Source organism: Cupriavidus sp. L7L, assembly GCF_004353535.1.
GTDB classification, from domain to species: domain Bacteria; phylum Pseudomonadota; class Gammaproteobacteria; order Burkholderiales; family Burkholderiaceae; genus Cupriavidus; species Cupriavidus oxalaticus_A.
Map to the genome: position 1 here is coordinate 188,763 of NZ_SMNY01000010.1, position 20,972 is coordinate 209,734.

The 20,972-nt window shown below is 67.2% G+C and carries 17 protein-coding genes; 8 read left to right on the plus strand and 9 right to left on the minus strand.

Annotated features, from left to right (window positions below; translation table 11 throughout):
* The first annotated feature begins 638 nt into the window (after positions 1-638).
* The 3 genes from oxlT to fdhF all read left to right on the plus strand — a co-directional run bounded on the left by oxlT (position 639) and on the right by fdhF (position 6,675).
* A complete protein-coding gene (gene oxlT / locus E1J61_RS12670; protein ID WP_133094403.1) occupies positions 639-1,958 on the plus strand; it encodes an oxalate/formate MFS antiporter in 1,320 nt (439 codons plus the stop codon).
* A 175-nt stretch (positions 1,959-2,133) separates the two neighbouring features.
* Positions 2,134-3,843: an NADH-ubiquinone oxidoreductase-F iron-sulfur binding region domain-containing protein gene (locus tag E1J61_RS12675; protein WP_133094404.1), complete on the plus strand. Its 1,710-nt coding sequence runs from the start codon at positions 2,134-2,136 to the stop codon at positions 3,841-3,843.
* 9 nt (positions 3,844-3,852) lie between these two features.
* On the plus strand, positions 3,853-6,675 hold the full coding sequence (gene fdhF / locus E1J61_RS12680; protein ID WP_133094405.1) for a formate dehydrogenase subunit alpha: 2,823 nt from the start codon (positions 3,853-3,855) through the stop codon (positions 6,673-6,675).
* A gap of 55 nt (positions 6,676-6,730) precedes the next feature.
* Here the strand turns inward: fdhF and E1J61_RS12685 are convergent, their stop codons facing one another.
* The 5 genes from E1J61_RS12685 to E1J61_RS12705 form a co-directional block, all read right to left on the minus strand.
* Positions 6,731-8,830 carry a TonB-dependent siderophore receptor gene (locus E1J61_RS12685; RefSeq protein ID WP_133094406.1) on the minus strand — a complete coding sequence of 700 codons (2,100 nt, stop codon included), beginning with the start codon at positions 8,828-8,830 and terminating at the stop codon, positions 6,731-6,733.
* A gap of 123 nt (positions 8,831-8,953) precedes the next feature.
* Positions 8,954-10,012: an AI-2E family transporter gene (locus tag E1J61_RS12690; RefSeq protein ID WP_165971462.1), complete on the minus strand. Its 1,059-nt coding sequence runs from the start codon at positions 10,010-10,012 to the stop codon at positions 8,954-8,956.
* Between the two features lie 177 nt (positions 10,013-10,189).
* Positions 10,190-10,414 (minus strand): DUF2188 domain-containing protein, encoded by a 225-nt coding sequence (locus tag E1J61_RS12695; protein ID WP_133094407.1) that lies wholly within the window; start codon positions 10,412-10,414, stop codon positions 10,190-10,192.
* 175 nt (positions 10,415-10,589) lie between these two features.
* Complete coding sequence (locus tag E1J61_RS12700) at positions 10,590-10,883, minus strand: GYD domain-containing protein (RefSeq protein WP_133094408.1); 294 nt, start codon at positions 10,881-10,883, stop codon at positions 10,590-10,592.
* Positions 10,884-11,122: 239 nt separating this feature from the next.
* The gene (locus tag E1J61_RS12705) at positions 11,123-11,644 is read right to left on the minus strand and encodes a MarR family winged helix-turn-helix transcriptional regulator (RefSeq protein ID WP_133094409.1); all 522 of its coding nucleotides are present in this window, start codon (positions 11,642-11,644) and stop codon (positions 11,123-11,125) included.
* A gap of 139 nt (positions 11,645-11,783) precedes the next feature.
* On the opposite strand from E1J61_RS12705, the gene badH reads away from it, so the two are divergent.
* Genes badH through aliA form a run of 4 tightly spaced genes read left to right on the plus strand, consistent with a single transcriptional unit; the run spans position 11,784 to position 16,232 of the window.
* Positions 11,784-12,551: a 2-hydroxycyclohexanecarboxyl-CoA dehydrogenase gene (gene badH / locus E1J61_RS12710; protein ID WP_133094410.1), complete on the plus strand. Its 768-nt coding sequence runs from the start codon at positions 11,784-11,786 to the stop codon at positions 12,549-12,551.
* Positions 12,552-12,586: 35 nt separating this feature from the next.
* Positions 12,587-13,369: a 2-ketocyclohexanecarboxyl-CoA hydrolase gene (gene badI, locus E1J61_RS12715; protein ID WP_133094411.1), complete on the plus strand. Its 783-nt coding sequence runs from the start codon at positions 12,587-12,589 to the stop codon at positions 13,367-13,369.
* Between the two features lie 21 nt (positions 13,370-13,390).
* On the plus strand, positions 13,391-14,542 hold the full coding sequence (gene aliB, locus E1J61_RS12720) for a cyclohexanecarboxyl-CoA dehydrogenase (RefSeq protein ID WP_133094412.1): 1,152 nt from the start codon (positions 13,391-13,393) through the stop codon (positions 14,540-14,542).
* A gap of 49 nt (positions 14,543-14,591) precedes the next feature.
* Positions 14,592-16,232: a cyclohexanecarboxylate-CoA ligase gene (gene aliA, locus E1J61_RS12725; RefSeq protein ID WP_133094413.1), complete on the plus strand. Its 1,641-nt coding sequence runs from the start codon at positions 14,592-14,594 to the stop codon at positions 16,230-16,232.
* Between the two features lie 85 nt (positions 16,233-16,317).
* Here the strand turns inward: aliA and E1J61_RS12730 are convergent, their stop codons facing one another.
* The 4 genes from E1J61_RS12730 to E1J61_RS12745 all read right to left on the minus strand — a co-directional run bounded on the left by E1J61_RS12730 (position 16,318) and on the right by E1J61_RS12745 (position 19,558).
* Complete coding sequence (locus tag E1J61_RS12730; RefSeq protein ID WP_133094414.1) at positions 16,318-17,742, minus strand: diaminobutyrate--2-oxoglutarate transaminase; 1,425 nt, start codon at positions 17,740-17,742, stop codon at positions 16,318-16,320.
* Positions 17,743-17,806: 64 nt separating this feature from the next.
* Positions 17,807-18,544 carry a 4'-phosphopantetheinyl transferase superfamily protein gene (locus E1J61_RS12735; protein ID WP_165971463.1) on the minus strand — a complete coding sequence of 246 codons (738 nt, stop codon included), beginning with the start codon at positions 18,542-18,544 and terminating at the stop codon, positions 17,807-17,809.
* Positions 18,531-19,355, minus strand: a complete 825-nt coding sequence (locus E1J61_RS12740; RefSeq protein WP_133094416.1) for a thioesterase II family protein — start codon at positions 19,353-19,355, stop codon at positions 18,531-18,533. Before E1J61_RS12740 ends, E1J61_RS12735 begins: the two co-directional genes overlap by 14 nt.
* On the minus strand, positions 19,352-19,558 hold the full coding sequence (locus E1J61_RS12745) for an MbtH family NRPS accessory protein (protein WP_133094417.1): 207 nt from the start codon (positions 19,556-19,558) through the stop codon (positions 19,352-19,354). The genes E1J61_RS12740 and E1J61_RS12745 overlap by 4 nt, the downstream gene beginning before the upstream one ends.
* Before the next feature lie 264 nt (positions 19,559-19,822).
* Here E1J61_RS12745 and E1J61_RS12750 point away from each other — a divergent pair, with 264 nt between their 5' ends.
* Entirely contained in the window at positions 19,823-20,896 is a 1,074-nt protein-coding gene (locus E1J61_RS12750) for a TauD/TfdA family dioxygenase (protein ID WP_133094418.1), read from the plus strand.
* Positions 20,897-20,972: the final 76 nt, after the last annotated feature.

Sequence of the window (20,972 nt, forward strand, 5' to 3'; positions counted from 1 at the left end):
TTTGACAAGGATGTAGCGGCCGGCACCTTGTCGTAGACCCTGTCGTCTCAAGCCTGGCTTGAAGATCCTGCGGCCGCCATCTTTCCGCCCTTCGGTGCGCTGTTGTCCTGCGCGCTGTCCTGCTTCCCCGCCCCATCGTGAACCTCCCGCCAGGCTCTTATCACCGGCGCTTGCGTTCCCATCTTCCCTGACTTTCGGCTGAACCGTACCCGCATTCCGCTCCGGCATGCGAAGCGAGAGTCACGTTGGTCTGAATGTATCAAACTAGGGACTTTCCCCACCTGACCGTTTTCCCCGGTTTCCCCGGTCGCCAATCCCCGGCATGCTGATGGTTGCCCACCGGCGCGCCGATTGATGCGCCGGCTCAGGACAACTGCTTGATTTCCAAGGATTCCCGGTACCAGAGGCACGGCCTTTGATGCAACGCGCGCAATAGTGGCGCGGCAGCATCGAGCAGCCCGGCGCAGGTTGCGGACATAGTTTGCTGCAGAGCCGCAACAAATACGCTTGACTTGGTTGATATATCACATACCGTATAGCACTAGAACGGCTAAGCTGTTCGAGACCGAGAGTCACGCAGAGGCGTCTTCAGGCGCCCAATCTTCCACCTTGGCGGCATGCCGCTATAAGGAGACATCATGGAACTGCAGCAAAGGGAGTCCACGTCGCGCTTTGCGTCGCCGTGGGTGCAATTGGTCTTCGGCGTAATCTGCATGGCGATGATCGCCAACATGCAGTACGGCTGGACGCTGTTCGTCAACCCGATCGACGATAAATACCACTGGGGCCGCACCGCGATCCAGGTGGCATTCACCATCTTCGTCGTGACGGAAACCTGGCTGGTACCGATCGAGGGCTACCTCGTCGACAAGTACGGCCCGCGCCCGGTAGTGGTGGGCGGCGGCCTGCTCTGCGCCGTTGCCTGGGCGCTGAACTCGGTGGCATCCTCGCTGCCGATGCTGTACGTCGCGGCGGCAATCGGCGGCCTGGGTGCTGGCGCTGTGTATGGCACTTGCGTGGGTAACGCGCTGAAGTGGTTCCCCAATCGCCGTGGGCTGGCGGCAGGGATCACGGCGGCCGGGTTTGGCGCGGGCTCCGCGCTGACCGTGGTGCCCATCGCCAACATGATCAAGACGTCGGGCTATGAAGCCGCGTTCCTGTGGTTCGGTCTTGGCCAGGGCCTGGTCGTGTTCATCCTGGGCATGGCCCTGTTCCCGCCGTCGGCCAAGATCCTGAGCGAGGTCAAGACCACGCTGAAGGCTGCCGCCACCTACAACGCTTCGCCGCGCGAGGTGCTGAAGTCGCCGATCTTCTGGGTCATGTACGCGATGTTCGTGATGATGGCCGCCGGCGGCCTGATGGCCACCGCCCAGCTCGGTCCGATCGCCAAGGACTTCGGCCTGCACGAGGCGCCGATCTCGATCCTTGGCCTGACCTTGCCCGCGCTGACCTTCGCACTGACCATCGACCGCGTGCTCAACGGCCTGACGCGACCGTTCTTCGGCTGGATCTCCGACCATATCGGCCGCGAACGCACCATGTTCTTTGCCTTCGGGGTCGAGGCCGTCGGTATCCTGCTGCTGTCGAAGTACGGCCACCATCCGGTTGCCTTCGTGATCCTGACCGGCGTGGTGTTCTTCGCCTGGGGTGAGATCTACAGCCTGTTCCCGGCCACCTGCGGCGACACCTTCGGGCCGAAGTTTGCCGCGACCAACGCCGGCCTGCTGTACACCGCCAAGGGCACGGCCGCGCTGCTGGTGCCGTTCTCCAGCGTGATCACGGCCGCCACGGGCAGCTGGCATGCGGTCTTCATGGTGGCCTCGGGCATGGCGGCATTGACTGCGATCATGGCGCTGTTCGTGCTCAAGCCAATGCGCGAAGCCCATGCCCGCAAGTATGTCCACGCCAATACCTCGGCACCGATGGGCTACCGTACCGTGCCGGAAGACCTGACCTGATGAAGAGAGCCTTGCGGCGCCTGCGGGCGCCGGTAGTAGCCGGGGCGGGCGGACGCCTGCACGGGCACCCGCCCCGGTAGCACAATACGAGAAAAATGAAGCACGACAGGAGGGTGGCCCGCGAGGCACCTTCCTGATCGGCCTTCCGACATCCACAAAAGATCCAGGCACCGCCATGAACCAGGTTGTCATCCCCCTTGAGGCGACCGGGCTCGGCCGGCAGCGCAAGCGCCGCCAGCCCAAGGGCCGCCAGGTCGACGCGGCCGCGCTGGCCGAAGTGCGCGTGGCGCTGGGCGACATGCCGCGCCGCCGCGACCTGCTGATCGAACACCTGCATTGCATCAACGACCGCTATGGCCAGCTTGCGATGCCCCACCTGGTAGCGCTCGCGAGCGAGCTGAGGCTATCGATGACCGAGGTGTACGAGGTCGCCACCTTCTACCACCATTTCGACGTGGTGCGCGAGGATGCGGACGGACAGATCGCGGCGCCGCCCGCGCTGACGGTGCGCGTTTGCGAGGGCATCGCCTGCGAACTGGCCGGTGCCCGCGCGATGATCGACAAGCTGCCCGCCTTGCTCGGCACCGACGTCCGCGTGATCGCAGCCCCCTGCATCGGCCGTTGCGAGAAGGCGCCCGCGGCGCTGGTCGGACAGAATCCCGTGGACGGTGCCACCGCCGATACGGTGGCCGCCGCGGTGCAGGCCGGGGCCGTGCGTCACGAGCCCGAGCCCCACATCGGCTACGGCGCGTACCGTGCAGCCGGCGGCTATGGGTTGCTGCAGTCGCTGGCCGACGGCACCCTCGATCCCGCCGCCGTGCTCTGCACGATGGAAGATTCCGGCCTGCGCGGCCTGGGCGGCGCGGGCTTCCCCACCGGCCGCAAATGGCGCATCGTGCAGAAGGAAGCCGCACCGCGCCTGATGGCCGTGAACATCGATGAAGGCGAGCCTGGCACCTTCAAGGACCGCGTCTACCTGGAGCGCGATCCGCATCGCTTCCTGGAAGGCATGCTGATCGCGGCGACGGTCGTGAACGTGTCGGCGATCTATATCTACCTGCGCGACGAATACGCCGGCTGCCGTGCGTTGCTGGCCGAGGCACTGCAGCAGCTGCGCGACGACCCGCCCATTCCCGGCCTGCCCGCGATCGAGCTGCGCCGCGGTGCAGGCGCGTATATCTGCGGCGAAGAATCGGCGATGATCGAATCGATCGAAGGCAAGCGCGGCATGCCGCGGCTGCGCCCGCCATATGTGGCGCAGGTGGGCCTGTTCGGCCGGCCCACGCTCGAGCACAACTTCGAGACCCTGTACTGGGTGCGCGACATCATCGAGAAGGGCGCGGAGTGGTTCGCCGCGCAGGGACGCAACGGGCGCAAGGGCCTGCGCTCGTTCTCGGTATCCGGACGCGTGAAGAAGCCGGGCGTTCACCTGGCGCCCGCGGGCATCTCCGTGCGCGAGCTGATCGACGAATACTGCGGCGGCATGCTCGACGGCCATGCCTTCTACGCCTACCTGCCGGGCGGCGCGTCGGGCGGCATCCTGCCCGCGTCGCTGGGCAATATCCCGCTCGATTTCGACACGCTGCAGCCGTACGGCTGCTTTATCGGCTCGGCCGCGGTGGTGATCCTGTCGGACCACGACAGCGCCACGCAGGCGGCGCGCAACCTGATGCACTTCTTCAAGCATGAGTCGTGCGGGCAATGCACGCCGTGCCGCACCGGCACAGCCAAGGCCCTCGACCTGATCCACCAGCCGAAGTGGGACCTCGCCGCGCTGGACGACCTGTCCGCGGTGATGCGCGATGCATCGATCTGCGGGCTGGGGCAGGCCGCGCCCAATCCCGTCGACTGCGTGATCAAGTACTTCCCGCACGAACTCGCGTGAGAGACTGACATGAATGCACTGACCCGCGCCGAACGCGCGCTTGTCGAATCCGCCGAGCCAGCCGTCACCTTCACGCTCAACGGCCGTGAAGTCACCGCGCAGCCCGGCGAAAGCCTGCTCAAGGTGGCGCAGCGCGAGGGCTTCGACGTCCCGCACCTGTGCTACAAGGACGGCCTCGAAGCCGCGGGCAACTGCCGCGCCTGCATGGTCGAGATCCAGGGCGAGCGCGTGCTGGCCCCGTCCTGCTGCCGCTATCCCGCCGAGGGCATGCAGGTCCAGACCGAATCCGAACGCGCCCGCCGCGCCCAGCGCACCGTGCTGGAGTTGCTGCAGTCGGACATGCCGGAAGCGGAATACACGCGCCACAACGAACTCGACCAGTGGGCAGCGAAACTGGAGGTAGGCAAGCCGCGCTTTGCGCCGCGCGAGCGCGTGGCGGCTGACCTGTCGCATCCGGCCATCGCCGTCAACCTCGATGCCTGCATCCAGTGCACCCGCTGCGTGCGCGCCTGCCGCGACGAGCAGGTCAACGACGTGATCGGACTGGCCTTGCGTGGCGATCAGGCCCGCATCGTGTTCGACATGGATGACCCCATGGGCGCCTCCACCTGCGTCGCCTGCGGCGAATGCGTGCAGGCCTGCCCGACCGGCGCGCTGATGCCGGCGCGCGACGTGGCCCTGGCCGTGCCCGACAAGCAGGTCGAATCGGTGTGCCCGTACTGCGGCGTGGGCTGCCAGCTGACCTACAACGTCAAGGACAACCGCATCCTGTTCGTGGAAGGCCGCGACGGCCCCGCCAACCACCAGCGGCTGTGCGTGAAGGGCCGCTACGGCTTCGACTACGTGCAGCACCCGCAACGGCTGACCGTGCCGCTGGTGCGCCGCGAAGGCGTGCCCAAGCGCGGTGATTTCGTCATGGATCCCGACCATGTGATGGAGGTGTTCCGCGAAGCCAGCTGGGAAGAGGCGCTGGCGCTCGCCGGCGGCAGGCTCGCGCAGATCCGCGACACGCATGGCAAGCGCGCGCTGGCGGGCTTCGGCTCGGCCAAGGGCAGCAACGAAGAAGCCTACCTGTTCCAGAAGCTGGTGCGCACCGGCTTTGGCAGTAACAACGTCGACCATTGCACGCGGCTGTGCCATGCCTCGTCGGTGGCGGCGCTGCTGGAAGGCATCGGCTCGGGCGCGGTGTCGAATCCGGTGATGGATGTCGACAAGGCCGAGGTCGTGATCGTGATCGGCGCCAACCCGACCGTGAACCATCCGGTCGCGGCAAGCTGGATCAAGAACGCCGTGAAGAACGGCACCAGGCTGATCGTGGCCGATCCGCGCCGCTCCGACCTGGCGCGCTTCGCCTGGCGCTTCCTGCAGTTCAAGCCCGATGCCGACGTGGCGCTGCTCAACGCGATGATGCATGTGATCGTCAACGAGGGCCTGGTGGACCGCGATTTCATCGACAGCCGCACCATCGGCTTCGACGAACTGCAGCGCAACGTTGCCGCGTACAGTCCCGAGCTGATGGCGCCGATCTGCGGCATCGACGCCGAAACCATCCGCGAAGTCGCCCGGCTCTATGCGACCTCGAAGAGCTCGATGATTCTTTGGGGCATGGGCGTTTCGCAGCACGTGCACGGCACCGACAACGCCCGCTGCCTGATCGCCCTGGCGCTGATGACCGGCCAGATCGGACGGCCCGGCACCGGGCTGCATCCGCTGCGCGGGCAGAACAACGTGCAGGGCGCCTCCGACGCGGGGCTGATCCCGATGATGTATCCCGACTACCGGCGCGTCGACGATCCGGTGGCGATCGCCAGCTTCGAAGCGCTATGGGGCATGCCGCTGGACCGCCAGCCGGGCCTGACCGTGGTTGAGGTCATGCAGGCGATCGAGCGCGGCGAAGTGCGCGGCATGTACATCATGGGCGAAAACCCGGCGATGTCCGACCCCGACGCCGAGCATGCGCGCGAGGCGCTGGCATCGCTCGACCACCTGGTGGTGCAGGACATCTTCCTGACCGAGACGGCGTACCTGGCGGACGTGGTGCTGCCGGCATCGGCGTTCCCGGAGAAGACCGGCACCTTTACCAACACCGACCGCACCGTGCAGCTCGGGCGGCAGGCGCTCGACCCGCCGGGGCAGGCGCGGCAGGACCTGTGGATCATCCGGCAGATGGCGGCACAGCTCGGGCTGGACTGGCACTATGACAGCGTGGTGGACGTGTTCAACGAGATGCGGCAGGCAATGCCGAGCATCGGCGGCGTGACCTGGGAGCGGCTGGAGCGCGAACATGCGGTGACGTATCCGTGCAAGGAAGAGGGCGATCCGGGCGAGCCCGTGATTTTCACGGACAGCTTCCCGACCGAAAGCGGCCGTGGCCGTTTCGTGCCCGCGGACATCATTCCGGCGGCGGAGCGCCCTGATGCGGACTACCCGATGGTGCTGATCACCGGGCGCCAGCTGGAGCACTGGCATACCGGCAGCATGACGCGTCGCGCCGGCGTGCTCGATGCGATCGAGCCGGACCCGGTGGCGCTGGTGCATCCGCTGGATCTCGATGCACTGGGCGGCAAGCCCGGGGATGTGGTCACGCTGTCGTCGCGCCGCGGCGAAGTCACGCTGTATGCGCGCGCCGATGCCGGCACGCCGCGCGGCGCCGTGTTCGTGCCGTTCTGCTACTACGAAGCGGCGATCAACAAGCTGACCAACGCGGCGCTGGACCCGTTCGGCAAGATTCCCGAGTTCAAGTATTGCGCGATCAGGATGACGGTGGGCGGGCAGGTGCCGGTGCAGTCGAGCTATGGGGGCGGGCAGATATTGGAGCCAGCATCCGTCTGACCGGAAGGATGGTGGTGTTTCGCATGGCAGGCGAGACACCACCCCGTTCCCGGGCTCAATAGTTCATCGTCACGTTGAGCATGGCTACCCGCGGATTGCCCACGGGCAACACGTTGTTGTTCAGGCCTCCCGCGTAGTACATCTTGTCGAACACGTTCTTGACGTTGAATGCAGCGCGCCAGTGCGATGCCACGTACCCGACGGCAAGATCGGCCACCGTGTAGCCCGGCACGGTGTAGTTGATGCTGTAGCCGCGCTTGGCGCTCTCGCCGCGCAGGCCGGCACCGACGTACCAGCCGGCCAGCGCCCCACGCAAGCGATACTGGCTCCAGACCGAGAAGCTGTGCCGGGGCACGCTGTTCAGCGGCTTTCCGACGTTGGCGGCCGTGGTGTCCTCGGTGACTTCGCTTGCGATGTAGGCATAGGCCGCCGACACGCTAAGGCCATTGCCGAGATCCTGCGTCAGTTCCACTTCCAGCCCGCGCGAGCGCTGTTCGCCGACGGCCATGCTGAAACCCGTATTGACCGGATCGCTGCTGAGCACATTGGTGCGTGTCAGGTCGAACGCGGCCAGCGTCAGCAGGCCGGTTTTGGCGGGCATGTCGAGCTTGATGCCCACTTCGTACTGGCGCCCCTTTTCTGGCTGGAATGTGGCGCCGCTGACATCGGTGCCGGTGTTCGGCAGGAACGACGTGGCGAAGCTCGCGTACGGCCGTGCCCAGTTCGTCAGCTCGTACATCACGCCCGCGCTGCCGGTGACGGCATTGTTGTCATTCACGGAACGCGACGACGCTAGCCGGTCCGATGTGCTCGTCCGCGCCGATTCGTAGCGCACGCCGCCAGTCAAGGTCCAGCGCTCTGCAAGACGGATCTGGTCGCGCAGATAGAGGCCGACCGCATCCAGCGTATCGGTCGCGTCGAGGCTATAGGCGGACGGACAGTTGATGCTGGCGCCATAGACCGGGTTGTAGACGTTCAGCGCGGCCACGCGGCACGTCTTCTGCAGGCGGTCTTCCTTCGTATGCCGGTAGTCGACGCCGAAGGTCACGCTATGGGCATGCCCCGCAAACGCAAAGGTCCGCTGCACGTTGGTGTCAACGCCGAACGAATTCCCCGAAAAGCTCTGCTGCGTGCCACTGCGGTTCATCGACTGGCTGTTGACCGCCATCGTGCCGGCCGATACCAGCGTGCCGGTCAGCGACGATGCCTGGTAGCGCAGGTTCTGGTTCAGCGTCCAGCCGGAGTCGAAGCGGTGCGTCAGCGCGTAGCCGATGCGGTTCTGCTCGCCGTCATAAGACGGGGCATTCGGTTCGCCGATGAAGCGGTTGCTCGGCACCACGCCATTGCGGTTCGGCACCAGGGTGCCGTTCACGGGCAGGCCCTGCTGGCGCACGTAGTTGCGCTGGTTGTGGCTGGCCAGGATCGTGAAGTCCGTGCGCGTGCCAAGGTCGAGCGTCAGGGACGGCGCGATCCAGCGGTTGCGATACCAGACGTAGTCGGTCGGATCGTCGCTGTTCATCATCAGCGCGTTCAGGCGGAACGCAGCCTTGCTGTCCCTGGCCAGCGGCGTACCCACGTCGACCGTCATCTGCCGGAAGCCATAGTTGCCGACGGTAAGCCCCAGTTCGCCGAACAGTTCCGCGCGCGGACGCTTGCTGACCATGTTGACCAGGCCGCCGGGCTGCACCGCGCCGAACAGTATCGAGGCCGGTCCCTTGAGCACTTCCACGCGTTCCACGCCGAACAGTTCCTGCGCCACGCGGTTGTTGCTGTCGACGAGCAGGCCGTCGGCAAAGATCGATTCCGATGCACGCTGGCCGCGGATGATGAAGTCGTCCCAGCCGCGCCTGCCATAGGCGTTGGTGACCACGCCGGCTGAATTCTGCAGCGCGTCGCTGAGGTTCTGTGCCTGCTGGCTGTCGAGCAGGTCGCGCGTGATGACGGTGATCGATTGCGCGGCGTCGGCCGCCGATTCGCCCGACTTGGTCACGCCGGCCGCCCGCCGCGTGGCGAAACCGACGTCGGTTTGCCCGTCACTGGCGGCGCTGACCGTCACGGATGGCAGCGTGGTGAGTTCGTCGGCGGCGTGGGAGACAACGGGAGGCAGGAGCAGGGAACTGGCAGCGGCGGGTATGGCAAGACGGCGGAAAAGCATGACGGCCCAGGGCGAAAGCAACGAAAGGCCGAATAATAAATGAGAATAATTCGTATTTCTAGGGATTTGATCGGCTTATTGCCAATCGCGGCATCAGGATGCCGGAGTGGCGGCGACGGCCGTTCACATCGTGTCGTCGCGATCCTCGATCACCGAAATATCCCAGCAGGAAATAAACAGCGCAGCAATCAGAGGACCTATCACAAAGCCGTTGATGCCAAATACAGACATGCCGCCCAATGTTGATATCAGGACCACCCAGTCTGGCAACTTGGTGTCCTTGCCGACCAGGACAGGACGGAGCAAGTTGTCCACGGCGCCAATGACAAGGGTACCGATGGCAATGAGCGCGATTCCTTTCCAGGCAGGGCCCGCCAGCAAGAAATAAACCGCGGCCGGACCCCAGACCAGCGCGGCCCCAATGGCCGGTAGCAGGGACAGAAACGCCATCAGCGTCCCCCACAGCAACACCCCGTTGATGCCCAGCAGCAGAAAAGCCACGCCGCCCAGGATTCCCTGGACCGCGGCCACTACGACGTTACCCTTGACCGTGGCGCGGACTACGGTGGTGAATCGGCCGACCAGCCGGCGTGTGTGCGCGTCGTTCAGCGGTATCGCCTCGCGGATGCGATGGGAAATGACCGTACCATCACGCAGCAGGAAAAACACCAGATACAGCATGATGCCGATGCCGACGGCGAACTGCAGGGTGTTCTGGCCAATGGTGACAGCCTGGGCCGCCATGAACTGGCTGATCCGTGCGGCACCTTCGGTCAGTTTCGATTGCAACCCCGCTATGTCGGCTAATCCGATTTCGTTCAGCCAGTTCTCGACGGAAGCGGGCAGGGCCTGTACGGCAGTCCGAAAATACTGCCCGAAGTCCCACTGGCCAGTCTTGATCTGGTTGTAGGCATGCGCCACTTCCTGTGCGAGTGTGGCAATCATCAGGAAGACCGGAACAATGGCCAATAGCACGCAAACAAGCAGCGTCGTCAGCGCTGCGAGATTTTCCCGGTTGCCAAATCGCACCGTCAGCTTGCGTTGCATTGGATGAAACAGGATCGCCAGTATCGTGCCCCAGAGGATCGCGCTGAAGAAGGGCAGCAGTATCCAGATGAACGCAATGGTGACGGCGACCAGAAGGATGTAAAAGCCTTTCAAGTTGCGCATCGGATTGTCCATGAGTCCGGCCTGCGTACATTGCGGTAGTCGAAGCGCATTGGTGTACGTGTGCGGCCTGACGTGGGGCATGCCATGCCGGTCGCTATCCGGAGCAGATCCGTGCGCGGTCTGGAGGGGCCACGGAGGCAGCGCCCGGATTCAGGGTCGCAGAAGCACGATGCCGATGGTGCCCTGCAACTACCCGTCGAGGTCGCCAGGAGCGTTTCCAAATGAGCTTCGCTCCATGATCCGGTGATCCCTGCCGTGGATCAGCAACTCAACCTTTGCGCGCCTGGCTTTCTCCATGCCGGTAGCGATCGCATGATCCATCGAAGTGAATCGCTGCTGGTTGCCGGAGCGTCCTTCCGCTTCGACCGCCCAGCCGTTATGGGTAGGTACGACGTGGATATTCTTGCCTGGCATGGCGCTCTCCCGGAAGTTGGCAGTATGAGTGTCTGCTCTGTCTCGCCTCCCAGGTATCGGGCGTCGTCTGACAAGGCCGTCGGATATCAGGAGGAACAACACAAGCCAGAAGCGACAACGCCCGCCAGGCACCATGGCGGGCGTGCTTCATGACGGGGACAGTGCGAAGGCGGGCTCAACTCATCTTGCCGAGGATCGCCTGCATTTCGTCGACATTGAATGCCCGCAGCGTCTGCGTGCGCACGTTGCCCAGCGCGCCGACCGCCAGGCCGAAGGCGGTCATGCTGGCATCATCCTGGGCCTCGACGGTCAGCACGATGTCGTATTTGCCCAGTGTCCAGAAGATGTCTTTCATCTGCACCCCGAAACGCGCGCCCATCTCGCGCACCGCGGCGGCGCGCTTGGTGGTGTCCTTGACGGCGCGGATGCCCTGGTCGGTGAAGCTGGCTAGCACGATGTAGCGGGTCATGGCGGGACCTCCGGTAAAGGATCGATCGAACGCCGTCCCGGCTGCGCGCACGCAAGCCATCGCCGCAAGCCGGGGCAGTGATTCAGGACTCCCCGGCGCAGCACCGGGGTGCCTGAGCAACCCCATGCCGATGCATATCGCGCGCCAGCGGCCGTGGCGCGCCGCGTAGCGGGAGATGCCGCAGGGCCGGCCGCCGCGTGGCGGCGCGATGTGTATCAGCCCTGATACAGCGGCCCGCCTCAGTCCTGCGCCGGGCCGCTGTCGCCGCCGTCCGGCGTATCCAGCGCGCGCATGTTGTCCAGCAGCTTCAGCAGGTAGTGCAGCGTATGCGTCAGGTCGTTGGTCGAGAACCCGTCCAGCGCCTGCTCGTAGTACTGCCGGATCTTCGGCTGCGCCTGGTGCAGCCACACCTCGCGGCCCGGCTCGCTCATCCGCACCAGCCGCGAGCGGCGGTCGCGCCCGTCCGGCGCCAGCGTCACGTGGCCGTCCCGTTCCATCCGGCTGACCAGGCCCGACAGATTCTGGCGGCTCACCATCAGGTAGCGCGCCAGGTCGCCGACGCTCATGCCATCGGCGGCTTCCGGACGCGACAGCGCGCCCAGCACTGCCCACTGCTGCGTCGTCAGGCCTTCGGCTTCGACCGCTCGCGACCCGGTTTTATGCAACATATTTGCGCATTGGTATAGGCGAAAGAACAGCCGGTTGGCCAGTTCCGCGCGGGCGCTGGTAGGGAGTGCGCCATTTTTGTCGGGGTTAACCATAGTCATTTCCATAGTATTGATGCCTTGCGCCAGCCGTCGACCGCTCCTATTATACGTCAATATATTTACGTAATTGACGGGGCAGGTGGCGGCGGCATCGCCGGCACGATAGCACCGGAACCCTGAAAGGAGAACGGCTGTGCAAGGACTCGAAGGCAAGACGGTCATCGTGACCGGCGGTGGTGGCGGTATCGGCGGCGCAACCTGTTTGCGCTTTGCGCGCGCCGGGGCGGCGGTCGGCGTGCTCGACCTGAACCCGGAGGCAGGCGAACGCGTGGCGGCGCAGATCCGCGATGCCGGCGGCCGCGCATTGTCCGTGCGCTGCGACATTACCGATCGCGCCAGCGTCGACGCCGCGGTGGCTGCGGTGGAGCAGGAGCTGGGCCCGATCGACGTGCTGGTCAACAACGCCGGCTGGGACGTGTTCCGCCCGTTCGTCAAGACCGAGCCGGCGCAGTGGGAGCGGCTGATCGCCATCAACCTGACCGGCGCGCTGCATATGCACCACGCAGTGCTGCCCGGCATGGTGGCGCGCAAGCGCGGACGCATCGTCAATATCGCCTCCGATGCCGCGCGCGTGGGGTCTTCCGGCGAAGCGGTGTATGCCGCGTGCAAGGGCGGGCTGGTGTCGTTCTCCAAGACTATCGCGCGCGAGCATGCGCGCCACGGCATCACCGTGAACGTGGTGTGCCCGGGGCCGACCGAGACCGCGCTGTTCGAAGACTACAAGCAGGGCGCGGGCAACCCCGAGAAGCTGGTGGAGGCCTTCACCCGCTCGATCCCGCTGGGCCGCATCGGCCAGCCCGACGACCTGCCCGGCGCGGTGCTGTTCTTTGCCGGCGACGACGCGTCGTTCATCACCGGACAGGTGCTGAGCGTGTCGGGCGGCCTGACCATGAACGGCTGAGCGCAACCCATCCCGAACTGACAACGGAGACCACCATGCAATACGAAGACATCCGCTATGAAGTGCGCAACGGCGCGGCCTGGATCATCATCAACCGCCCGGAAAAGATGAACGCCTTCCGCGGCCGCACTTGCGACGAACTGATCCACGCCATCAACCGCGCCGGCTATGACCGCGAGATCGGCGCCATCGTGCTGGCAGGCGCCGGCGAGAAGGCCTTCTGCACCGGCGGCGACCAGTCCGCGCATGAAGGCCAGTACGACGGCCGCGGCACCATCGGCCTGCCGATGGAAGAGCTGCACAACGCCATCCGCGACGTGCCCAAGCCGGTGATCGCGCGCGTGCAGGGCTATGCCATCGGCGGCGGCAACGTGCTGTGCACGATCTGCGATTTCACCATCGCCTCGGACAAGGCGGTGTTCGGGCAGGTTGGCCCGCGTGTCGGCTCGGTGGATCCCGGCTATGGCACTGCGTTCCTGGCTCGCGTGGTCGGCGAGAAGAAGGCGCGCGAGATCTGGTACCTGTGCCGCCGCTATCCCGCCGCCGAGGCGCTGGCGATGGGGCTGGTCAATGCCGTGGTGCCGCACGAGCAGCTCGACGCCGAAGTGCAGAAGTGGTGCGACGAGATCCTGGAAAAGAGCCCGACCGCGATCGCCATCGCCAAGCGCTCGTTCAATATGGACACCGCGCACCAGGGCGGCATCGCCGGCATGGGCATGTACGCGCTCAAGCTCTACTACGACACCGAGGAATCGCGCGAGGGCGTGCGCGCCTTCCAGGAAAAGCGCAAGCCTGACTTCCGCAAGTACGCGAAGTGAATGGAGCCAGCGGAGACAGCCATGAATCCCTACCTTGACGAAGACCTGTCGGCGCTGGCCGAACATGCCCGCCGCTTTGCCGACGCCCGCGTCGCGCCCGGCTACCTGGAGCGCGACCGCACCCGCGTGCTCGACCGCGCGCTGATGCGAGAGATGGGCGAGATGGGCTTTATCGCGCCCGAGCTGCCGGAACAATACGGCGGGCAGGGTATGGGCTCGCTCGCGGCCGGTGTGATCCACGAAGCGGTGGCGCGCGCCGACCTGAGCCTGTCGTATATCAACCTGCTGGCCTCGCTGAACGGGCAGATCCTGGCGCATCACGCGCGGCCAGAGATCGCCGGCCCATGGCTGCAGCGCCTGACGCGCGGCGAAGCGCTGCTGGCGATCGCGCTGACCGAGCCGCGCGGCGGCTCGGACGCGGCCAGCCTGCGGCTGCGCATGGAACGCGATGGCGACCACTATGTGCTCAACGGCGAGAAGACCTCGATCTCCGCCGCCGACCAGGCCGATGCCGCGGTGGTGTTCGCACGCAGCGGTTCGGTCGAGGCGGGCGCGCGCGGCGTGTCGGCGCTGCTGGTGCCGATGGACCTCCCGGGCATCACGCGCAACCGCTTCGACTGCCACGGCCAGCGCGCCATCGGACGCGGCTCGATCTTCTTCGAGAACGTGCGCGTGCCGGCGAGCCATCTGCTCGGCAAGGAGGGCGAAGGCTTTGTGCAGGTGATGCAGGGCTTCGATTTCTCGCGCGCGCTGATCGGCCTGCAGGTGCTGGCCGTGGCGCAGGCGGGGCTGGACGAGACCTGGGCCTACGTGGCCGAGCGCCAGGCCTTCGGCAAGCCGCTGTCGGCGTTCCAGGGCGTGTCGCACCCGCTGGCAGACTTCGAGACCCAGGTGCAGGGCGCGCGCCTGCTGTGTTTGCAGACGCTGTGGCTGAAGGACCGCGGCCTGCCGCATACCGCCGAAGCCGCCATGTGCAAGTGGTGGGCGCCCAAGCTGGCGTACGACGTGGTGCACCAGTGCCTGCTGTCGTTCGGCCACGGCGGCTATGACCGCGGCGTGATGGAGCAGCGCCTGCGCGACGTGCTCGGCTTCCAGATCGGCGACGGCACCGCGCAGATCATGAAGACCATCATCGCGCGCACGCGCGCGGGGCGCGAAGCGGTACCGGCCTGACGCGCGCCCGACGCAACGACTGGCAGCACACAACAACGAGGAGACCGCCATGGATTTCGACGCCGTACTGATCGCGCCGCGCCGTGCCGCCAGCATTGCCGCCGGGCACTGGCAGGACCGTACCATCAACGACTATCTTGCCGAGTGCGTACGTGAGCGGCCCGACGCCCCCGCGTTGACCGCGCTCAGCATCGATCGTCAACACGTGACGCGCTTCACCTGGCAGCAGCTGGAGCGCATGGCCGACCGCGTGGCGGTGGGCCTTTCCCGCCTCGGCATCGTGGCCGGCGACGTGGTCTCATGCCAGCTGCCCAACGGCTGGCACCTGAGCGTGCTGTACCTGGCCTGCGCGCGCCTGGGCGCGGTGCTCAACCCGGTCATGCCGATCTTCCGCGAGCGCGAGCTGTCGTTCATGCTGGCGCACGCCCGGAGCAAGGTGGTGGTGGTGCCGAAGTTGTTCCGCGGCTTCGACCATGCGCAGATGCTGCGGGGTTTGCGTGAAGGGTTGCCTGCGCTGCGCCATATCGTCGTGGTGGATGGCGACGGCGACGACAGCTTCGAGGCGCTGCTGAGCGGCCCGTCCTGGGAAGACGCAGCCGATGCCGCCACCATCCTGCAGTGCAGCCGCCCGGGCCCGGACGACGTCACGCAGCTGATCTACACCTCCGGCACCACCGGCGAGCCCAAGGGCGTGATGCATACCGCGAACACGCTGTTCTCCAACATCGTCGCCTATGCCGGCCGGCTGCATCTCACCGGCGACGACGTGGTGCTGATGGCGTCGCCGATGGCACACCAGACCGGCTTCATGTACGGCCTGATGATGCCGGTGGTGCTGGGCGCGCATGCGGTGCTGCAGGACATCTGGGACCCGGCCCGCGCCGCCGCGCTGATCCGCGACGAGGGCGTGACCTTCACCATGGGCTCCACGCCTTTCCTCACGGACCTGGCGCGCGTGGTGGCCGAGTCCGGCGCGCCGGTGCCGAGCCTGCGCATCTTCCTGTGCGCGGGCGCGCCGATTCCGGGTGCGCTGGTCGAGCAGGCACGGCAGGCGCTGGGCGCGAAGATCGTATCGGCATGGGGCATGACCGAGAACGGCGCGGTCACCACGACGCTGCCGGAGGACAGCGACGAACGCGCGTCCACCACCGACGGCCGCCCGCTGCCCGGCGTGGCGATCCGGGTGGTCGATGGCACCGACACGGACGTGCCTGTCGGCGAGACCGGCCGGCTGCTGGTGCGCGCCTGCTCCAATTTCGGCGGCTACCTGAAGCGCCCGCAGCTGAACGGCACCGATGGCGATGGCTGGTTCGACACCGGCGACCTGGCCCGGCTCGATGCCGAGGGGTACCTGCGCATCGCCGGCCGCAGCAAGGACGTGATCATCCGCGGCGGCGAGAACATCCCCGTGCTGGAGGTCGAGACCTTGCTGTACCGCCATCCCGCGGTGGCGCAGGTGGCGATCGTCGCCTATCCCGACGAACGGCTGGGCGAGCGTGCCTGTGCCTTCGTGGTGCCGCGCGCCGGGCATGACTTCGATCACGCGGCGATGGTGGAATGGCTCAAGGGGCAGAAGATGGCGCTGCAGTACATCCCGGAAAAGCTTGTCGTGCGCGATGCGTTGCCGGCGACGCCGGCGGGGAAGATCCAGAAATTCAGGCTGCGCGATCTGTTGCGGGATGCGCTGTAGCACGATGCGCTAACCGTTGGTTTGCTCCCCGCTCCCGCTTGCGGGAGAGGGGCCGGGGGAGAGGGCCGGCGCGTGTCAAGCGCGCTTACCGTAGCTCCCGCGTTGCCGCGCCAAGCGCCTCGCCAAACAAGTCACCCACCAGATCCACCTCAGCCTCGTCAATGACCAGCGGCGGCAGGAACCGCACCGTCGCCCCATGGCGCCCGCCCAGCTCGACGATCAGCCCGCGCTGCAGGCATTCGCGCTGCACGGTACGCGCGAAGTCGCCATCGGCGGGGTACGCGCCGACCACGTCAGGGTCGGCACGCTCATCCACCAGCTCCACCCCAAGCATCAGCCCGCGCCCACGCACCTCGCCAATTGCGGCGAAGTCCGACTGCAGCTCGCGCAACCGTGTCGCGAGCCGCTGCCCCATGCCCTCGGCATGTGCCACCAGCCCTTGCGCAGCGATAGTGCGGATGGTGGCCGAGCCCGCCGCCATCGCCAGCTGGTTGCCGCGGAAGGTCCCGGCATGCGCGCCCGGCTGCCAGGCGTCGAGCGCGCCGTCGTAGATCACCACCGACATCGGCAGCCCGCCGCCGATCGCCTTGGACAGCACCAGCACGTCCGGCACGATGCCGGCATGCTCGAACGCGAAGGTGTGCCCGGTGCGGCCCAGCCCGGTCTGCACTTCGTCCAGCACCAGCGCGATGCCTCGCTCGCGCGTGATGCGGCGCAGTTCGCGCAGCCAGCGTGCCGGCGCGGGAATCACGCCGCCTTCGCCTTGCACCGCTTCTACCACCACCGCTGCCGGCGGCAACACGCCGGACTCGGGATCGGACAGCATCTGCCCGATATAGCGCAGCCCGGCATCGATGCCGGCTTCGCCGCGCAGGCCGAAGGGGCAGCGGTAGTCATACGGATAAGGCAGGAACTGCACGCTGGCGCCGAGCGCGCCCAGCGGCGCCTTGGGCCCCAGGTTGCCCATCAGCGCCAGCGTGCCGTGGGTCATGCCATGGTAGCCGCCGGCGAAGCTCAGCACGGTGTGGCGACCGGTGGCGGTCTTGGCCAGCTTGAGCGCGGCTTCGATGCCGTCGGCACCGGTCGGGCCGCAGAACTGGATGCGCGCGCGCGCGGCGAACTCGTCCGGCAGCAAGCCGAACAGGTCGTCGATAAAGCGGTCCTTGACCGGCGTGGCCAGGTCCAGCGTATGCAGCGGCAGGCCGCTGTCGAGCGTGTCGCGCAGCGCGCGCACCACCGCCGGGTGGTTGTGGCCGAGCGCGAGCGTGCCGGCACCCGCCAGGCAGTCGATGAAGAGCTGGCCGCTGGTGTCGCGCAGGTACACGCCGTAGCCCTGTTCCAGCGCCAGCGGGATGCGGCGCGGATAGGAGCGGGCGTTGGATTCGCGGGCGCACTGGCGCTGCAGGTAGGCATTGTCGTCGAGCCGGATCGGCGCTTGCCGGGCAAAGGCGCCGGCCGAGAACGGCGCGGGTTGGCCATGGGCGAGCGTGGCGAGCGAGGGAGGCGTCATGGTGTCGTTCCTAGCGGAGGGCGTTGATACAGGGGCGTTGGGGGCGTTGACTGCAAGGACTGGATCAAGGGTTGGCGCTGGCGCACCGCGGCGGGTATTGCCGTTGCACGACGCGCACCGCCGCGAGCGGCGTGGCCAGGCATGCCACATAGCGCGAACCGCCGCCGGCATCGTGCAGATACCAGACACCCGCGCCGGCGCGCGCCAGCGGCGGCACGCATCCGGCGCTGCCGGGCGGCGCCACGCGCACCGCTTGCGGCGACGCCGACAGGCCGGTGCCGAGCGCCTTGCTGCACGCTTCCTTGGCGGTCCAGAGCCGCAGGAAGCCGAGCATGGCGTGCTCCGGCTGCCGCTGCGCCAGCCCGGCGAGCCAGTGCATTTCATCGGGCGCGCAGGCGACGGCGGCGCTGTCGCGCCAGTCCGCCCAGGCCATGCCGGCACGCCAGGCTTCGATGTCGATGCCGACCGGCGCGCGCGACAGCGCGATCACCGCGCGCGCGCCGCTGTGGCTGACGTTGAAGTGCAGGGGCGGGTTCTCCGGGGCCGTGGCCAGCACGGGCTTGCCGAAGGCGTTGGCGGCCAGCGGGACGGCGGCGGGCGGCAGGTCCAGGCAGCCGCCCAGCAGCGTGCGCAAGGCCGCGCGCGCCGCGGTAAAGCGGTTGCGGTCGGCGGCCTGGCGAAACGCGGCGGCGCGGGCGTGCTCGTCAGCAGAAAGCACGGTGGGATCCACCGGCGCATCGGCCGCCACGTGCCACACGTGGATGTCGCCGTGCGACGGTGCGGCGAAGTCAGGCAAGCGCATGGCCGGCTTCTCCGCTGAGCGGCGCGGTGCCAAGCACTGCCTGCGCAACGGCATCCAGCACCGCGGGCGCCGCTTCGTGCAGGAAGAAGTGCCCACCCGCGAAGACCTGCTGGCGGCAATCGTGCAGGGTTTCGTCGCGCCAGGCTGCCAGCGTGGCGGGCGGCGCGTGGACATCGTCCTGGCCGCCCAGCACGGTGATCGGGCAGCCCAGGCGCGGGCCGCGGACGTAGCGCCAGCGCTCGCACAGCGCGATGTCGGCACGCAGCACCGGCAGGAAGAACGCCAGTGCTTCCGGGGTTTCGCGGATCTCGGCCGGCATGCCGCCCATCCCCGCGATGACGTCGGCGAAGGCGCCGTCAGGCAGCGTGCTGAACGGCGGCCGCGCCGACGGCAGCGCCGGCGCGCCTCGTCCGGACACAACCAGCGCCGTGGGCGCAAGGCCGTGCACGGTTTCGAGCACGCGCGCGGTTTCGAAGCCGAGCAGGGCGCCCATGCTGTGCCCGAACAGCGCAAAGCGCGGCGCCTCGGTGCGCGCCGCGCGTGCGATCGCCGCCGCCAGCGCCGCGGCCAGTTCCTCGATCGAAGCCGCATGCGCCTCGGCCGTGCGCATGCCGCGTCCGGGCAGGCATACCGGCGCCAGCTCCACCTGCGCGGGCAGCGCGTCGCGCCACCCGTGGTACGCGGTATGGCCGGCGCCCGCATAGGGCAGGCAGTACAGGCGCACGCGCGTAGCCTCTGCATTCGTGGCATCGCCTGCCCGTCCGGGCATCACGGCAAACCAGCGCTCGCGCCCAGGCTGTGGCGCGCTCATGCGCCAGCCAGCGCGCGCTGCAGGCTGAGCGGGCGCATGTCGGTCCAGACCGTGTCGATATGGGTCAGGCACTCGTCGCGATTGCCCTGGAATCCGGTGCTTTTCCATCCTGCCGGGACGGGCTTGTAGTCGGGCCAGATCGAGTACTGGCCTTCTTCATTGCGGACGACGTGGAAACGCGTGTCGGGGTGGTCCCAGCTCATGGCAATGCTCCTTCTGGTGGTGTGGAAACGCCATCGCGGCGCAGGCAAGCAAGTCCGCCGCGATGGCGTCGCGAACGTTCGCGATGATTCGTCGGTCAATATCGTAAATGATAATGATTTGTATTTCCATTCGTAAATTATTCCGCTACACTCGCTTCACACTTTCAATGTGCAGACATGGTTCGCGAGGCTGCCCCCGTTGGCCTCCATTGACTCCCAGGCCGCAACCGGCCTCGCGAACGCACCCGTAGAGGCAACAGGGATATGGACACGACCAGTACCATCGCCGACCTCAGGGCGGACCACCGCGCCGCTGCCGGCGTGGCTACCGCCGCAATCTCAGCCACCTCGGCAAGCAACGCCGGGGCAGGCGGACTGCGTATCGCCCCGCTGTCCGCGCAAGGCGCGCTGCCGCTGGTGGTCAAGCCGGACGGCGGCACCGACTGGCGCGGCCAGTTCCATGCCATGGCGGCGATTGCCGCCGAGCAGTTGCCGCGCGTCGGCGGCGTGCTGTTCCGTGGCTTTCATTTCGATGACGACACCGCGTTCCGCGCCTTCGCCAGCGCCTTCGGCCATCCGCTGCTGAGCTACGAGTTCGGCTCCACGCCGCGCTCGCAGGTCAGGGAGGGCGTCTACACCTCGACCGAATACCCGGCGCACCAGGTGATCCCGCTGCATAACGAGCAGTCGTACACGCTGCAGTGGCCGATGAAGATCTGGTTCCACTGCGTGCAGCCGAGCGAATCCGGCGGCGAAACGCCGATCGCCGACAGCCGCCTGGTCTACCAGCGCCTCGACCCAGCCATCCGCGAGCGCTTTGCGCAACGCCGGCTGATGTACGTGCGCAACTACGGCAACGGCCTCGACCTGAGCTGGCAGCGCGCCTTCAACACCGAAGACCGCGCGCAGGTGGAGCGCTTCTGCCGCGCGCAGCGGATCGAGTTCGAATGGAAGCCCGACGGCGAGCTGCGCACGCGCCAGCTGTGCCAGGCGGTCGCGCGCCACCCCGTGACCGGCGAGATGGTGTGGTTCAACCAGGCCCACCTGTTCCATGTGTCCAACCTGGCGCCGCACGTGCGCGAGACCTTGCTGGACGTGGTCGGCAGCGTCGACGAACTGCCGCGCAACGTCGTCTACGGCGACGGCGCACCGCTGGAAGACGATGCGCTGGCCTCGATCCGCGCCACGCTGGACCAATGCACGGTGCGCTTTCCCTGGCAGCAGGGCGACGTGCTGATGCTCGACAACATGCTCGCCGCCCACGGGCGCGGCACCTTCACCGGCGCGCGCCGCGTGATCGTCGCCATGGCCGAGCCCGCGCCGCCCGGACTGGGCTGAGGCGCGTTTCCCGTCTGATCACTCCTGGCCGGGCTGGCTGCGCCTGCCCGGCGGGGACCTGTCATCTCCAACGCTT

What these genes read in the sequence shown, in the direction of transcription:
- oxlT (WP_133094403.1), top strand. Translation starts at nt 639, where the DNA reads ATGGAACTGCAGCAAAGGGAGTCCACGTCGCGCTTTGCGTCGCCGTGG.
- E1J61_RS12675 (WP_133094404.1), top strand. Translation starts at nt 2,134, where the DNA reads ATGAACCAGGTTGTCATCCCCCTTGAGGCGACCGGGCTCGGCCGGCAG.
- fdhF (WP_133094405.1), top strand. Translation starts at nt 3,853, where the DNA reads ATGAATGCACTGACCCGCGCCGAACGCGCGCTTGTCGAATCCGCCGAG.
- E1J61_RS12685 (WP_133094406.1), bottom strand. Translation starts at nt 8,830, where the DNA reads ATGCTTTTCCGCCGTCTTGCCATACCCGCCGCTGCCAGTTCCCTGCTC.
- E1J61_RS12690 (WP_165971462.1), bottom strand. Translation starts at nt 10,012, where the DNA reads ATGGACAATCCGATGCGCAACTTGAAAGGCTTTTACATCCTTCTGGTC.
- E1J61_RS12695 (WP_133094407.1), bottom strand. Translation starts at nt 10,414, where the DNA reads ATGCCAGGCAAGAATATCCACGTCGTACCTACCCATAACGGCTGGGCG.
- E1J61_RS12700 (WP_133094408.1), bottom strand. Translation starts at nt 10,883, where the DNA reads ATGACCCGCTACATCGTGCTAGCCAGCTTCACCGACCAGGGCATCCGC.
- E1J61_RS12705 (WP_133094409.1), bottom strand. Translation starts at nt 11,644, where the DNA reads ATGGTTAACCCCGACAAAAATGGCGCACTCCCTACCAGCGCCCGCGCG.
- badI (WP_133094411.1), top strand. Translation starts at nt 12,587, where the DNA reads ATGCAATACGAAGACATCCGCTATGAAGTGCGCAACGGCGCGGCCTGG.
- aliB (WP_133094412.1), top strand. Translation starts at nt 13,391, where the DNA reads ATGAATCCCTACCTTGACGAAGACCTGTCGGCGCTGGCCGAACATGCC.
- aliA (WP_133094413.1), top strand. Translation starts at nt 14,592, where the DNA reads ATGGATTTCGACGCCGTACTGATCGCGCCGCGCCGTGCCGCCAGCATT.
- E1J61_RS12730 (WP_133094414.1), bottom strand. Translation starts at nt 17,742, where the DNA reads ATGACGCCTCCCTCGCTCGCCACGCTCGCCCATGGCCAACCCGCGCCG.
- E1J61_RS12735 (WP_165971463.1), bottom strand. Translation starts at nt 18,544, where the DNA reads ATGCGCTTGCCTGACTTCGCCGCACCGTCGCACGGCGACATCCACGTG.
- E1J61_RS12740 (WP_133094416.1), bottom strand. Translation starts at nt 19,355, where the DNA reads ATGAGCGCGCCACAGCCTGGGCGCGAGCGCTGGTTTGCCGTGATGCCC.
- E1J61_RS12745 (WP_133094417.1), bottom strand. Translation starts at nt 19,558, where the DNA reads ATGAGCTGGGACCACCCCGACACGCGTTTCCACGTCGTCCGCAATGAA.
- E1J61_RS12750 (WP_133094418.1), top strand. Translation starts at nt 19,823, where the DNA reads ATGGACACGACCAGTACCATCGCCGACCTCAGGGCGGACCACCGCGCC.